Raw genomic sequence first — 14,137 nt, 5'->3', positions numbered from 1 at the left:
GATCATTCACTGGTAAGGGCCGTGACCGGGTCGAGTCGGGCAGCCTTGCGGGCCGGCATGTAGCCGAAAACGACACCGGTGACCAGGGCGCAGCCGAAGGCACCCAGCACCGCTATCAGGGAGAACGCGACAGCGACTTCGCTGAAAATCAGCACGCCACCGACGATCAGCGCCAGGGCTATCCCGGTGAGGCCGCCCACCACCGAGAGCATCACCGCTTCGGTGAGGAACTGGCGCAGGATGTCGCGCTGGCGGGCACCGGTGGCCATGCGGATACCGATCTCTCGAGTCCGCTCGCGCACCGTCATGAGCATGATGTTCATCACGCCGATCCCGCCCACCAGCAGCGAAATGGCCGCGATCGAGCCGAGCATCAGCGACAGGGTGTTTTGCGTGCGCGCCTCGGCCTGGATCATCGCCGCGTTGTTGGTCAGTTCGAAGTCGCGCTTGCCGTCGTGCAGGCGCAGCATCAGTTGCTCGATGGCTTTTTCGGTTTCCTTGACCTTGCGCGCGTCGGCGGCGGCGATGGCGATGTACTCGGGATTGTGGGTGCCGAACAGGCGCACGCTCGCGGCGGAGTAGGGGATGGCGATACGGTCGTCGCTGTCGGAGTCGCCGGAGCTGGCGCCTTTTTCCGCGAGCACGCCGACCACCTGGAAGGGTACGTTTTCGATCAGGATGTACTGGCCGATCGGGTTGGCCACGTCCTTGAGCAATTTGGTCCGCACCTTGTGCCCGATCACCGCGACCGCCGCGGCGTTCTGTTCATCGGCGTGGGTGAAGTAACTGCCTTCGACCACCGGCCAGTTGAAAATCGCCGGGAAGTTGGTGTCGTTGCCGCCGACGTAGCTCATGTGATCAAGGTTGCCAAAGCGCACCCCGGCCTCCTGGCCGTTGACCGGCATGATCCGCATCACCTGGGGCAAGCTGGCAATCGCGGCGACCTCATCGAGGGTGACGATGCCCATGGGCGTGCGCGGGTTGGGCGCCGAGCCGCTGAGGTAAATGATGTTGGAGCCGAACGCGCCCATCTGCGCCATGACCTGGCGCTTGCTGCCTTCGCCCACGGCCAGCATCACCACCACCGAGGCGACGCCTATGATGATGCCGAGCAAGGTCAGCGCGGTGCGGAACTTGTTGATCCACATCACTCGCCACGCCGCATGCACGGCATCGACCAATTCGCCTTTCCAGGCGCCGGTGGCTTCGGCGCCTTCGCTCAGGCGCTTGCGCAAATCGACGGCTTGCAGGGCGCCGGGGTTGGCAGAGTTTTGCGCGGTGGGATTGTCCCGGGCGCTGTCGCTGATGATCTCGCCGTCGCGAATTTCAATGATGCGTTTGGCCCGGGCCGCCACTTCGCGGTCGTGGGTGATGAGGATCACCACGTGGCCCTGGCTGGCCAGTTCGTCGAGCAGGGCCATGACCTCGGCGCCGCTGTGGCTGTCGAGGGCACCGGTGGGTTCGTCAGCCAGGATGATGTGGCCGCCATTCATCAATGCGCGGGCAATCGACACCCGTTGCTGCTGCCCGCCGGAGAGTTGATGGGGGCGGTTGCCGGTGCGCGAAGCCAGGCCGAGACGGTCGAGCAGGGCGGCGGCGCGGGCGTGGCGTTCAGCGGCTGGGGTGCCTGCGTAGATGGCCGGCATCTCGACGTTTTCCTGGGCCGAACCGGAGGGAATCAGGTGGTAGCCCTGGAACACAAAACCGAAGGCTTCACGACGCAGCCAGGCCAGTTCGTCACTGTCCAGCGCCGCGACGTTTTCCCCGGCGAAGCGGTATTCGCCCGAGGTCGGGCGGTCGAGGCAGCCGAGGATGTTCATCAGCGTCGACTTGCCGGAGCCGGAAGCGCCGACGATTGCCACGAACTCCCCGGCATGGATCGACAGGTCGATGCCGCGCAGCACATGGACTTCAGGCGCGTCGCCACCGCCGTAGGCTTTGCGGATGTCCGAAAGGTCGATCAGGGGCGTGTGCATTCAGCCGCCGCTCCCGTCGATCGGGCCGATCAACAGGTGATCGCCCTCCTGCAGGCCATCGAGGATCTGCACCCGCAGGCGGTCGCTGATGCCGGTGCGCACGTTGCGCTGCTCGATGCTGCCGTTGCTGGCGACCACTTGCGCGGTCTGCCGGTCTGTCTGCGGGCCTGCCTGCAGGGCGGCGATGGGCGCGGTGAGAACGTTCTGCGCCTGATTGGCGACGAAAAATACCTGGGTGGTCATTTCCGCCATCAAGGCGTTGTCGGCGTTGTCGACGTCCAGCAACACGGTGTACAGCACCACGCGGGCACTCCCGCTTTTGCTGGTGCTGGCGGGGCTGCCACCACCCTGGCTGGTCTGGTCCAGTGGCTTGGGCGGAACGGGGAGGATTTGCCGCACGGTGCTGGTCCAGCGCCGGGTGCCGCCGCTCAGGGTGGTGAACCAGGCGTGCATGCCGGGTTTGACGTGGCCGATGTCGGCCTCCGAGACCTCGGCCCACACGGTCATCGGCGACAGCTTGGCGATGCGCAGGATCAGCGGCGTTTGCTGCTGGGCGTTGAGGGTCTGGCCGACCCGGGCATCCAGCGCCACCACGGTGCCGGCCATCGGCGCATAAATCCGCGTGTAGCCGAGCTCCGCCTGATCGCTGCGCAGGCTGGCTTCGGCCTGGCGGATCTGCGCCTGGAACATGTCGACCCGTGCCTGGGTGGCGCGCAGTTCGGCCTGGGCGGTCTGCACGTCTTCTTCACGGGTGGCGCCGCCGGCGGCCAGGTTCTGTTGACGCTGGTGTTTCTGCCGGGCCAGGTCGTGCTGCGCTCGCTGCTCCTGCAGCTGCGCCTTGAGGTTTTCGATGGAGAAGCGCCCGGCATCGAGTTTGGCCTGTTGCGTGGACGGATCGATTTCCACCAGCAACTGGCCTTCCTTGACCACGTCGCCGACTTCCACGTGAATCTTGTGGATCTGCCCGGAGGCCTGGGCGCCGACGTCGACATAGCGCCGCGGTTGCAGGGTGCCCAATGCCGTGACGCTGCTTTCAATGTCGGTGCGGCTGACCTGAACGGTGACGAGCCCGTCGCGGCCCGGCGGGATGAACTGCCAGGCGGCGACGGCAACCACGGGGATCAGACAAAGTGCTGCAAGCAGGGCGCGTCGGGTCTGTCGGGGACGTTTCATGCAGGGTTCCGGCCTAGGGAAATCGGCCCGTCGTTCAGCAGCGGGTCGATGGCTGAACGCTGCCGGCAGGGCCGGACAGGGACGGGGAGCTGTCCTGTAAACGTAGAAAGCGCCGGGGAATTTAGGTGCTGACACAAACTAATGTGGGAGCGGGCTTGCTCGCGAAGAGGCCGGCACATTCACCATTTATGTTGCCTGATGCACCGCTTTCGCGAGCAAGCCCGCTCCCACATAGATTAGAGCTATTTATCAGGCAAGTTGAAGCAGTACTTTAAATCTATATGAGAATTACTATAAATTACGCGACTCGAACTGCCATTATCGTGCCACTGCTTATTTCAACGGTCACGCAAAGGGCTCAAGGACAGAAACCGCACCCCCGTGCGGACGGGAGTCATGTTGGAAAACTACTATCGCGAACTGGTGTGTTTCCTGAACGCCAGGCTGGGCAACCGTCAGGTGGCCGAAGATGTGGTGCATGACGCTTATCTGCGGGTCCTGGAGCGTTCCAGTGAAACGCCGATCGAGCAACCCCGGGCGTTCCTTTATCGCACCGCCCTCAACCTGGTTATCGACGACCATCGGCGCAACACCCTGCGTCAGGCCGAACCTCTTGAGGTGCTCGACAATGAAGAGCGCTATTTCACCCCTTCGCCGCATAACGTGCTCGATCATGGCCAGCGTCTGGAAATGCTCCAGTGTGCCCTGGCGGAGTTGCCGAGGTTGTGCCGCGAGAGTTTCCTGCTGCGCAAGATCGAAGGCCTGTCCCATCCGCAAATTGCCGAGCAACTGGGCATTTCCCGGGCAATGGTCGAGAAGCACATTGTCAATGCCATGAAGCATTGCCGTATACGGATGCGACAGTGGGACACCCAGTGAGCCTGCGCGGTTAAATTTTTTTTCACGGTCCTCGTTCCTACTCAACAGACGACCTGTTGTGCGGCCCTTGGTGGGTCAGGTCACTTAGGTTCAATGCCCCCGCCTTTGAGGGGAACATCCAGAGGACACTGGAAATGACACAGGCAATTGCATCGCCCCACGTTCACGACCTGATCGGCGTCGGTTTCGGCCCGTCGAACCTGGCACTGGCCATCGCGCTGCAGGAACGCGGGGCGAGCCAGGGCGAACTGGATGTACTGTTCCTCGACAAACAGGCCGACTACCGCTGGCACGGCAACACCCTGGTGACCCAGAGCGAGTTGCAGATTTCCTTCCTCAAGGACCTGGTGACCCTGCGCAATCCGACCAGCCCTTACTCGTTCGTCAATTACCTCAAGGCCCACGGGCGCCTGGTGGACTTCATCAACCTGGGCACCTTCTATCCGTGCCGCATGGAGTACAACGACTATCTGCGGTGGGTCGCCGGGCAGTTCACCGCGCAAAGCCGCTACGGCGAAGAAGTGCTGACCATCGAGCCGGTGCTGCACAACCATCAGGTCGAGGCGTTGCGGGTGATTTCCCGCGATGCGACCGGGCATCAGCAGGTGCGCACCACCCGGTCGGTGGTGGTCAGCGCCGGTGGCACGCCACGTATTCCCGAGGTATTCAAGGCACTCAGGGATGACGGCCGGGTGTTCCATCACTCCCAGTACCTGGCGCAGATGGCCAAGCAGCCGTGCGTGGACAACCGGCCGATGAGCATCGCGATCATCGGAGGCGGGCAGAGTGCGGCAGAGGCCTTCATCGATTTGAACGACAGCTTCCCGTCGGTGCAGGTGGACATGATCCTGCGCGGCTCGGCACTCAAGCCGGCCGACGACAGCCCCTTCGTCAACGAAGTGTTTTCCCCTGAGTTCACCGACCTGGTGTTCCAGCAGCCAAGCAGCGAGCGCGAGCGCCTGGTGAACGAGTACCACAACACCAACTACTCGGTGGTGGACATTGATCTGATCGAGCGAATCTACGGCATCTTCTATCGGCAGAAGGTCTCGGGTATCGCCCGTCATGCGTTCCGCACCCTGACCACCATCGAAAAGGCCATCGCCAACGAACGGGGCATCGAACTGGTGTTGCGCAACAACGCCACCGGCGAAGTCTCGATGCGTCACTACGACGCTGTGGTGCTGGCCACCGGTTACGAGCGGCAGATGCACCGCAAGCTGCTGGCACCGCTCGAAGAGTACCTGGGTGATTTCGAGGTCAACCGCAACTACAAACTGATCACCGATGAACGCTGCAAGGCCGGCCTCTACATGCAGGGCTTTTGCCAGGCCAGCCATGGGCTGAGCGACACTTTGCTGTCGATCCTGCCGATTCGTGCCGATGAAATCGCCGGCTCGCTGTATGAACACGGCAAGCATCGCGGGCATGGCCGGTCGGTGGTGGATTTGTTGTTGGCGACGGCGAGCTGAGATTTTCGGTGGCTGTAAGGCCCTCTTCGCGAGCAAGCCCGCTCCCACATTTTGACCTGTGTTCACAGATCAATTGTGGGAGCGGGCTTGCTCGCGAAGAGGCCAGAAAGAACACCGCAAATGTTGAATCCTGAACCCTTCCTGAAGAACCCCGCGATTCCCCCCGGCAAGCTTTTATAGCGGGTTTACTCTCCAAACTTCGGGGCGTAAGCTTCGCGCGTTTTCATCCATTACGGAGACCCACAGTGGGTACTTGTTCGAGTGACAGTTGTCGGCCGGTCTCGGTAACCGGCATTTTCTCGGCAAGATAACGCGCAGTCTCCTGTGCCGTTGTCTCGCCGACAAGCGAGCAGCGGCATCCCGATCATGGCCCGTCCTGGCCGTGTCCCGACGCCCCTCTCATCGACGCTGAACAGTGCGTGGTTTCGACTTGTTGTCGTGGCCGCCGCTCTATCGACACGCCTGTCATTCGTGACCGGCGTGCCAGGCCTTGCTTTGCCGGTTGTTCCGGCGCAAGAGGCGTGGACCCGCCTGCTCGACGGTTTCCCGGCTGACCAAAGGGGCACCAGCCATGAAACTTAACCTCAAGGAATTCTTCGCAGGCTTCCTGCGTAACCGCCACATCGCCCGGCACTTCCGTAGCCTGGCGTTGCTGGAAACCTTCACCGACACCACGGTCAGCCGTGAAGTCCCGCCCAGCCTGGCGCAAACCCTGGTGGCCGCTGCCGGCAGCGACACGGGTCAATTGCTCAACACCCTGGGCAGTCACACCGACGGCTTGAGCGAGCTTGAAGCCGATGCCTTGCGCGAGCAGTTCGGCCTCAATGAAGTCGAGCACGAACAACCACTGCCTTGGTGGACGCACCTGTGGCACTGCTACAAGAATCCGTTCAACCTGCTGCTGACGTTGCTGGCGGTCATCTCCTGGCTGACCGAAGACATGAAAGCCGCCATCGTGATTTTCTCCATGGTGGTGCTCTCGACCTTCCTGCGTTTCTGGCAGGAAACCAAATCCAACCAGGCCGCCGATGCCCTCAAGGCGATGGTCAGCAACACCGCCACGGTGATGCGCCGGGACCTTGAGGACCGCGGCGCGCAGCGTATCGAATTGCCGATCAGGCACCTGGTGCCGGGCGATCTGATCGTGTTGTCTGCCGGCGACATGATTCCCGCCGATTGCCGGGTGCTCAGCGCCAAGGACCTGTTCGTCAGCCAGGCTGCCATGACCGGCGAATCGATGCCGGTGGAAAAGTTTCCCCGCCAGCAGGACCGTGACACGCTCAATCCCCTGGACCTGGACAACATCCTGTTCATGGGCACCAACGTGGTGTCCGGCACGGCCATGGCGGTGATTCTCACCACCGGCAACAGCACCTATTTCGGTGCCCTGGCCCAGCGGGTCGGCGCCACCGACCGGGCGCCGACTTCGTTCCAGACCGGGGTCAACAAAGTCAGCTGGCTGTTGATCCGCTTCATGTTCGTGATGGCGCCGCTGGTGTTGTTCATCAACGGTTTCACCAAGGGCGACTGGACCGAAGCGCTGCTGTTCGCGCTGTCGATCGCCGTGGGCCTGACCCCGGAAATGCTGCCGATGATCGTCACCTCGACCCTGGCCAAGGGCGCGGTGTTCCTGTCGCGCAAGAAAGTCATCGTCAAACGCCTCGACGCTATCCAGAACTTCGGCGCCATGGACGTGCTGTGCACCGACAAGACCGGTACCCTGACCCAGGACAAGATCTTCCTGGCGCGCAACGTCGATGTCTGGGGTCATGACTCCGATGACGTGCTGGAAATGGCCTACCTCAACAGCTACTACCAGACCGGCCTGAAAAACCTGCTGGATGTGGCGGTGCTCGAACACGTCGAGATCCACCGTGAACTGAAGGTCGGCACGGCGTTTCGCAAGGTCGACGAGATTCCGTTCGACTTCACCCGCCGGCGCATGTCGGTGGTGGTCGCCGAGCGCGATCAACCGCACTTGCTGATCTGCAAGGGCGCAGTGGAAGAGGTGCTGGCGGTGTGCTCGCGGGTGCGTCATGGCGAAGTCGATGAAGCCTTGACCGAAGAACTGCTGGCGCGCATCCGTCAGGTCACGGCCACGTTCAACGCCGAGGGCCTGCGGGTGGTTGCGGTAGCGGCACGGCCAATGGTCGAAGGCCGCGATACCTACAGCCTGGCCGACGAACAGGCACTGACGCTGATCGGTTACGTGGCATTTCTCGATCCGCCGAAAGAAAGCACCGCACCGGCCATCAAGGCCCTGGCCGCCCATGGCGTGGCGGTGAAAGTGCTGACCGGCGACAACGAACTGGTGACGGCGAAAATCTGCCGCGAAGTCGGCCTGGAGCAGCAGGGCCTGCTGATGGGCAATGACATCGAACGCATGAGCGACGCCGAACTGGCGAAATCCGTGGAGACCACCAACGTCTTCGCCAAACTGACGCCCTCGCACAAGGAGCGCATTGTCCGTCTGCTCAAGGGCAACGGCCATGTGGTCGGTTTCATGGGCGACGGCATCAATGACGCCCCGGCCCTGCGTACCGCCGACATCGGTATTTCGGTGGACAGCGCCGTGGACATCGCCAAGGAAGCGGCCGATATCATCCTGCTGGAAAAGAGCCTGATGGTGCTGGAGGAGGGTGTGCTGGAAGGGCGCCGGACCTTCGCCAACATGCTCAAGTACATCAAGATGACCGCCAGTTCGAACTTCGGCAACGTGTTCTCGGTGCTGGTGGCCAGTGCGTTCATCCCGTTCCTGCCGATGCTGCCGATGCACCTGCTGGTGCAGAACCTGCTCTATGACATTTCGCAGATCGCCATTCCGTTCGATAACGTCGATGACGAAATGCTCAAGCAACCGCAGCGCTGGCAGCCGGCGGATGTCGGGCGCTTCATGCTGTTTTTCGGGCCGATCAGTTCGATCTTCGACATCACCACGTTCGCCTTGATGTGGTACGTGTTCGATGCCAATACACCGGATCACCAGACCCTGTTCCAGTCCGGCTGGTTCGTGGTCGGGCTGCTGACCCAGACGCTGATCGTGCACATGATCCGCACGCCGAAGATCCCGTTCCTGCAAAGCCGCGCGGCCATGCCCTTGCTGGTGATGACCGGGCTGATCATGGCCGTGGGGATTTTCCTGCCGATGGGACCGTTGGCCCATTACTTCAAATTGCAGGCGTTGCCTTCGCTGTATTTCGTGTTCCTGCCGGTGATCCTGCTGGCGTACATGGCGCTGACCCAGGCGGTGAAGGGGTTCTACATTCGCCGGTTTGGCTGGCAATAAAGCCGCAGAACAACAATGTCCTTGTGGGAGCGGGCTTGCTCGCGAAAGCGGTGGGTCAGTCAATGATGATGGTGACTGATACATCGCTTTCGCGAGCAAGCCCGCTCCCACAGGGGCCGTGTGTTTTTCAAAGGATTCATCATGCAAGCACTGAACAACCTCAACCTGACCTCCCTGCTCGACACCCTGGTCAGCCTCAGCGCAGCCTTCATCCTCGGTGGCCTGATCGGTTTCGAGCGCCAGTACCGGCAGCGCACCGCCGGCCTGCGCACCAACGTGCTGGTGGCGGTGGGCGCGGCGATTTTCGTCGACATGGCCAACCGTCTCGCTGGTGCCGAAGGTGCCGTGCGGGTCGTAGCTTATGTAGTTTCCGGCATCGGCTTCCTCGGTGCCGGGGTGATCATGCGCGAAGAGGGCAACGTGCGCGGTCTCAACACGGCCGCCACGCTCTGGACCTCGGCGGCAGTCGGTGCCTGCGCCGGTGCCGACCTGCTGGCCGAGGCGCTGCTTGGCACCTTGTTTGTGCTCGCGGCCAACACCTTGCTGCGGCCGATCGTCAACAACATCAACCGTCAGCCGCTGGATGTGATTTCGGCGGAGGTCACCAACATCGTCTATGTCATTGCCCGACGCACGCAGCAGAAAGCCGTGCTGGCCTTGCTCGAAGCCGAGCTGGAACGCAGCAACTACCCGGCCAGCGATGTCGATGTGCACGCCTTCGGCACGGATGAAATTGAAATCGAAGCCACCCTGGCCACCACTTCGGTCGATGGTGATGAGCTGGATGCGCTGGTGGCACGGATTTCGACCTCGACCCTGGTGGTGCAGGCGTTCTGGAGTCCGAGTACCACGGAGTAAAGGCCAAGGTTTCCCTGGCAAGCGTCAGACTAGCCGGCATTTATTTAGGAAAATTCCTACATAAACTCAAGAAGGTCTTCCGTAGGCTTTGCGACCTCTTGAAATCGACATCCTTTTGGAGGTCACCATGCCGAACAAATCCTTGCGCATCCTGATCGCCGATGCGCAGCACTTCAACCGCCTGCGGATCGAGCGGCTGTTCAATCAGCTCGGCTACTTTCGCGTAGCACCGGTGCAGAGCCTCGACGAGCTCCTGCCACTGGTGGAGTACGGTTGCGAGCCTTTGGACCTGGTGCTTATCAACGGTGCGATGGCCAGCGAAGGGCTGGACCTGTTGAGTTTCTTTGCCGACAACCCGCAGGTTCATCACGCGTTTATCTTCAATGAACAGCAGACGCCGTTGCCGCCAGTCGCGGGCAACGTCCAGGTCAGCCGGACTGCCCTGCCTGACCTGGCGCGCATTACGCAGCTGATGAGCGCTGTCGATCGTCGGCTACCGTTCGTCGGAACTGTCATTTCTGTCAGGTAGTTCTTTGCAGCCTTCCATGCAAAAGTCTATGCGCAGCGTTGTGTCCAACCGCTGCGGTGCCTGGAGGGCATTTTTTGCCCGATCGTGTTGGTTTGCACGGGAGATGTCATGAAGTCAGCACTGATTGTGGAAGATCATCCGGTGGTTCGCTCCATGATCAAACTTGTACTCAATGGCGAAGGGTTCAAGCGGATTTACGAGGCCTGCCGTGGCGATGAGGTCTTGTCGTTGATCCGGGGGCATAAACCTGATGTCGTGCTGCTTGATCTGGGCCTTCCCGGTGTGGCGGGGCTTGAGGTGATGGACCGTATCAAGACCGAAAAGATGCGATGTCGCGTGGTGGTGTTCACCTCGCTGGAGGCCCAGTTCTATCAGGACCGCTGCATGCGTGCCGGGGCTGTTGCCTATGTTTGCAAGAGCAAGGACCTGGATGACCTGAAGGCGGCGGTGAATTGCGTGATGGCCGGCTACACCTATTTCGCTCAGATTCCCTCCAGTTCCGTGTCGATGGGGGAGTTGCAACGCAGCGAAAAGCAGTTGATCGACAGGCTGTCCAATCGTGAGTTGACCATTCTGCAGTACCTGGCCCGGGGGTCGAAAAACCTGGAAATCGCCGAGATCATGCACCTGAGCTACAAGACCGTCAGTACCTACAAGACCCGACTCACCCTCAAGCTCAACGTGAGCTCGTCGGTGCACTTGAGGGATTTCGCCCTGCGCAATCATCTGATCTGAATGAACGCACTCCGACGACTGGCAGGTGGGGTGCTGATCGGCCTTCTTCTCTGGGCATCGACGGTCTGTGCGCAACAGTCGTTGACCCTGTTGGGACGCTCGAGTGTCGAAGGCCTGAGCGTCAGGTTGTCGGAAACCGAGTCGCGCTGGCTACAGCAAAAGGGCCGATTGGTGCTGGCTGTCTCGGCGCCGGACTATCCGCCCTTCGAGTTCAACACGGCGGGCAAGGTGTTCGAAGGCCTGACAGCCGATTACGCCGGGTTGCTCGAACAATTGTTGAGCGTTGTCATCGAGGTTGAATGTTATCCGTCGCGGGCCGATGCAGTGCAGGCCATCAAGGAGGGGCGGGCAGACCTGCTGGGAACGGCCAATCGATTTGAAGCCGAAGATCCACAGTTACAGATGTCCAGCGCGTACGCGGTAGATCAACCGGTGCTGGTCACGCGCACCGATTTCCCTCCGGTGCTCGACCCGACACTGGCTGGCAAGCGGCTGGTGATGCTGTATCACTACCTGCCCGAATACAGCGTGCAACAGTTCTATTCCAGGGCGCAGGTCCAGCTGTTTCCTTCGACATTGGCGGCGATGGGCGCCGTGGCTTTCGGCCAGGCCGATGTCTACCTGGGCGATGCGATCAATGCCCATTACCTGATCAGCAGAAATTACCTGAACAACGTACACCTGACGGACTTCTCGCCCATGGAGTCCGGGCGTTTTGCCTTTGCGATGGCCCGCGACAACGATTCGCTGTTGCGCATCGTCAACAAGGCGCTGGCGGCCATCACCACCAATGAACAAATGAACATCCTGCGTCGTTGGGGGGCAAACGGGGTGTCTATCCCCGGCACCCAGTCATTGCAATTGAGCGTGGCCGAACAACGCTGGCTCGATCGCCACCCACGGGTGAGGGTCGCGATCAACGAAAACATTCCGCCGATTTCATTTATCGACAGCGAAGGCAAGTTCCGCGGTATTGGCGTCGATGTGCTGACGAAAATCAGTTTGCGCACCGGCTTGCAATTCGACATCCGGGGCATGAAATCGGTAGCCGAGATGATGACCGGCATCAGGAGCGGGCAGATCGATGTGCTGGCCGGTATCGGCCTCAGTTCCCAGCGTGAAGATCAATTGCTGTTCACCCGGGCGTTCCTGAGCAGCCCTTCGGTGCTGGTGACCCGCGTGGCCGCGGACAGCCCCAGGACGCTGGATGACATGGCAGGGCGAACCCTGGCACTGACCCAGGGCAACATTGTCGGCGAGTACCTTCGCCAGCATTACCCGCTGATCCAGCTGGTGGATGCACCATTGTCGACGGACGCCATGGAAATGGTCGCCCAAGGCAAGACCCACGGCGGCATCAACTCCTTGATCAGCGCCCGTTACCTGATTTCCCGGCAGTATCGCGATCGCCTGCAAGTGACCAGCACCGTGGGCACCGACCCTGCACGAAGCACGCTGGCGACCAGTCGCGAGGCCACCGAGCTGCATTCGATCCTGGACAAGGCGCTGTTGAGCATCCCTCCCGAAGAAATTGACGAGCTGACCCAGCCCTGGCGCTATGACTCGATGGTCGAGCAGAGTTACTGGTTGCGACACCGGCAGGCGATCGTGAAGGCGTTTGCAGTGGCGGGTGTCTTGCTGTTGCTCGCGTTGGCCGGGATCGTCTGGCAGCGGCGCCAGATTCGCCAGCGTCAGCAATTGCTCGGACAACTGCAGGAAGCCAAGGACACGGCGGACGACGCCAACCGGGCCAAGACCACGTTCCTGGCCACCATGAGCCATGAAATCCGCACGCCGATGAACGCCTTGATCGGCATGCTCGAACTGGCGCTGAAACGGGCCGATGAAGGGGAGACCGACCGCGCCGCCATCGAGGTGGCGTCCAACGCCGGGCAACAATTGCTGGATTTGATCGGCGACATTCTGGACGTCGCGCGGATCGAATCCGGGCATTTGTCGCTGGCGCCGGAGCGGGTCAATCTGCAGGCGCTGGTGACGTCGGTCTGCCGGGTTTTCGAAGGGCTGGCGGTGCAGAAGAATCTGCAGTGGCGGGTCGAACTCGACGAACACAGTGACTGTGACGTGATGCTCGACCCCACGCGCTTCAAACAGGTGCTGTCCAATCTGCTGAGCAATGCGATCAAGTTCACCCGGGAAGGCCAGGTGAAGCTGACGCTGGGAGTGCGACCTCAAGCCCCGGCGCACCTCGCCGTCAGCGTACAGATCGAGGACAGCGGCATCGGCATCAGTGCTTTCGACCAGCAACGCCTGTTCAGCCCGTTCGTGCAGGCGGGCAACAACCAGCAGAGCGCCCGGCAAGGATCCGGCCTGGGTCTGGTGATCAGTCGTACCCTGTGCGAAATGATGGGCGGCCGGTTGCAACTCGACAGTCAGCCTGGGCATGGGACGCGGGTGGACATCAGCCTGGTGCTGCCCGCCCTGCAAGCGTTACCCGCGGGGGGCAAGCCCCTGGATCCGGCGCAGCTCACGACCCGGGCGTTGTCGATTCTGGTGGTCGACGATTATCCGGCCAATCGCCTGTTGCTCTCGCGGCAGCTGAGCTATCTGGGCCATCGCGTGGTGCTGGCTGAAGACGGGGCGCAGGGGCTTGAACAGTGGCGCGGGCAAGGGTTCGACCTGGTCATCACCGACTGCAACATGCCGGTGCTCAGTGGTTACGAATTGGCGGGTGCAATACGTGAACAAGAGCGGGTGCAGGGGCTGTCGGCGACGCTGATTCTGGGCTTTACCGCCAATGCGCAGGCCGAGGAGAAGGTCCGATGCCAGGCCGCGGGTATGGACGATTGCCTGTTCAAACCCATTCGCCTGGTGGATTTGCAGGCGTGGCTCGCCCAGCGGTTTTCCAGCGCACCCTCAACGGCAATCGACGATCCAGGCGTCGCCGAATTCGATTTGAGCGGGCTGGAGCGCTTTGCGGATGTGGACCGTGAGCTGATCGATCAACTGTTGCGCGATCTGGCGCTGAGCAACCGCGAGGATCGCGTGCATTTACTGGCCTTGCATGCCGGCGGCAATCGCCCGGGCTTGCAGGAACTGGCACACCGGATCAAGGGCGGGGCGCTGATGGTGCGAGCGCTTGCCCTGGTCGAGTGTTGCGAACAACTGGAGCAGGCGTGCAATGACGGCCGCGGGGCACTGATCGACGACGCCGTCGACCAGCTACAGCAAGCCATGGCCCGCCTGGACCGGCATCTGGAGCAGGATTGAG

The 14,137-nt window shown here is 61.6% G+C and carries 9 protein-coding genes; 7 read left to right on the top strand and 2 right to left on the bottom strand.

Annotated features, from left to right (window positions below; genetic code table 11):
- Positions 1-2: 2 nt before the first annotated feature.
- Both PspS34_RS19350 and PspS34_RS19345 read right to left on the bottom strand, forming a co-directional pair.
- Positions 3-1,976: a MacB family efflux pump subunit gene (locus PspS34_RS19350; RefSeq protein ID WP_090456893.1), complete on the bottom strand. Its 1,974-nt coding sequence runs from the start codon at positions 1,974-1,976 to the stop codon at positions 3-5.
- Positions 1,977-3,149 carry an efflux RND transporter periplasmic adaptor subunit gene (locus PspS34_RS19345; RefSeq protein WP_154947196.1) on the bottom strand — a complete coding sequence of 391 codons (1,173 nt, stop codon included), beginning with the start codon at positions 3,147-3,149 and terminating at the stop codon, positions 1,977-1,979. It lies immediately after the preceding gene.
- Positions 3,150-3,545: 396 nt separating this feature from the next.
- Between PspS34_RS19345 and PspS34_RS19340 the strand changes: the two genes are divergently transcribed.
- From PspS34_RS19340 to PspS34_RS19310, 7 genes are all read left to right on the top strand, one after another.
- A complete protein-coding gene (locus PspS34_RS19340) occupies positions 3,546-4,028 on the top strand; it encodes a sigma-70 family RNA polymerase sigma factor (RefSeq protein WP_154861470.1) in 483 nt (160 codons plus the stop codon).
- Between the two features lie 134 nt (positions 4,029-4,162).
- A complete protein-coding gene (locus tag PspS34_RS19335; RefSeq protein ID WP_154947197.1) occupies positions 4,163-5,500 on the top strand; it encodes a SidA/IucD/PvdA family monooxygenase in 1,338 nt (445 codons plus the stop codon).
- A 571-nt stretch (positions 5,501-6,071) separates the two neighbouring features.
- Positions 6,072-8,786 (top strand): magnesium-translocating P-type ATPase, encoded by a 2,715-nt coding sequence (gene mgtA, locus PspS34_RS19330; RefSeq protein ID WP_154947198.1) that lies wholly within the window; start codon positions 6,072-6,074, stop codon positions 8,784-8,786.
- A 141-nt stretch (positions 8,787-8,927) separates the two neighbouring features.
- The gene (locus tag PspS34_RS19325; RefSeq protein WP_057713955.1) at positions 8,928-9,644 is read left to right on the top strand and encodes an MgtC/SapB family protein; all 717 of its coding nucleotides are present in this window, start codon (positions 8,928-8,930) and stop codon (positions 9,642-9,644) included.
- A 127-nt stretch (positions 9,645-9,771) separates the two neighbouring features.
- A complete protein-coding gene (locus PspS34_RS19320) occupies positions 9,772-10,173 on the top strand; it encodes a chemotaxis protein CheY (RefSeq protein ID WP_154947199.1) in 402 nt (133 codons plus the stop codon).
- A gap of 108 nt (positions 10,174-10,281) precedes the next feature.
- On the top strand, positions 10,282-10,908 hold the full coding sequence (locus PspS34_RS19315; protein ID WP_154947200.1) for a response regulator transcription factor: 627 nt from the start codon (positions 10,282-10,284) through the stop codon (positions 10,906-10,908).
- Positions 10,909-14,136 (top strand): transporter substrate-binding domain-containing protein, encoded by a 3,228-nt coding sequence (locus PspS34_RS19310; protein ID WP_154947201.1) that lies wholly within the window; start codon positions 10,909-10,911, stop codon positions 14,134-14,136.
- Position 14,137: the final 1 nt, after the last annotated feature.

The organism is Pseudomonas sp. S34 (genome assembly GCF_009866745.1).
In the GTDB taxonomy this organism is placed as follows: domain Bacteria; phylum Pseudomonadota; class Gammaproteobacteria; order Pseudomonadales; family Pseudomonadaceae; genus Aquipseudomonas; species Aquipseudomonas jessenii.
This window is presented reverse-complemented; position numbering and strand designations above follow the sequence as displayed.

What these genes read in the sequence shown, in the direction of transcription:
- PspS34_RS19350 (WP_090456893.1), bottom strand. Translation starts at nt 1,976, where the DNA reads ATGCACACGCCCCTGATCGACCTTTCGGACATCCGCAAAGCCTACGGC.
- PspS34_RS19345 (WP_154947196.1), bottom strand. Translation starts at nt 3,149, where the DNA reads ATGAAACGTCCCCGACAGACCCGACGCGCCCTGCTTGCAGCACTTTGT.
- PspS34_RS19340 (WP_154861470.1), top strand. Translation starts at nt 3,546, where the DNA reads ATGTTGGAAAACTACTATCGCGAACTGGTGTGTTTCCTGAACGCCAGG.
- PspS34_RS19335 (WP_154947197.1), top strand. Translation starts at nt 4,163, where the DNA reads ATGACACAGGCAATTGCATCGCCCCACGTTCACGACCTGATCGGCGTC.
- mgtA (WP_154947198.1), top strand. Translation starts at nt 6,072, where the DNA reads ATGAAACTTAACCTCAAGGAATTCTTCGCAGGCTTCCTGCGTAACCGC.
- PspS34_RS19325 (WP_057713955.1), top strand. Translation starts at nt 8,928, where the DNA reads ATGCAAGCACTGAACAACCTCAACCTGACCTCCCTGCTCGACACCCTG.
- PspS34_RS19320 (WP_154947199.1), top strand. Translation starts at nt 9,772, where the DNA reads ATGCCGAACAAATCCTTGCGCATCCTGATCGCCGATGCGCAGCACTTC.
- PspS34_RS19315 (WP_154947200.1), top strand. Translation starts at nt 10,282, where the DNA reads ATGAAGTCAGCACTGATTGTGGAAGATCATCCGGTGGTTCGCTCCATG.
- PspS34_RS19310 (WP_154947201.1), top strand. Translation starts at nt 10,909, where the DNA reads ATGAACGCACTCCGACGACTGGCAGGTGGGGTGCTGATCGGCCTTCTT.